Source organism: Peribacillus sp. P4_B1, assembly GCF_056402395.1.
In genome coordinates, this window is sequence record NZ_JBFUHM010000173.1 from 1 (window position 1) to 592 (window position 592).

A 592-nucleotide genomic window follows, 5' to 3' on the forward strand; every position below is an offset into this window, starting at 1 on the left:
GTACATGACGCCACCGACCCCGAACTTTTCCAGCGCCCGTCCGCTGCTCCAAAGTCCATACCGGCCTTGCGCCGTCGCTGCCGTCAGCCTTCCGCACGGCGCCCGACTCACGGATGGTGTTGTTATCCAGGTCACATTGCGTCTATCGTTGTCGGGGGCCACAGCGTGGTGGCCCCGTTTTGGAGCGGAGAACTTTGTGAACGAGAAGCTGCGGGTGCTGGTCAGCGTGGACCTCGACGGCGCCAAGGCCCACGTAAGGGTCCAGGGCCACGTGACGGTCCAGAGCGTCCATGGACTGTATGACGTGGTCCAGCGCGCCACCTCGCTCGCCTCCGGACTGGCGCTGGTACTCGATGTGACCCGTGCACAGACTGACCCCGACGCCATGGGAGAGCTTCGCGCGTGCGCAAAGTCGCACCACCTGCCGGCGCACGTGGACCCGCTCCAGCGCGACTATCGGATCAGTATCCTGACGCCGGGCTACGCGGCGTCCGCGGCCCCAGCACTGGCCCTGGCAGCCTGACGCACCGCACCAACGGCCGGAACTACCCCGCCTTAGCTCAAAAACCCGGTTCCGCCAGCCTGAGTAGCC

General features: G+C 66.2%; 1 protein-coding gene. It reads left to right on the forward strand.

The window, feature by feature from the left end:
• Positions 1 to 196 precede the first annotated feature (196 nt).
• Complete coding sequence (locus AC1DVK_RS27130) at positions 197 to 523, forward strand: hypothetical protein (RefSeq protein ID WP_476950240.1); 327 nt, start codon at positions 197 to 199, stop codon at positions 521 to 523.
• Positions 524 to 592 lie beyond the last annotated feature (69 nt).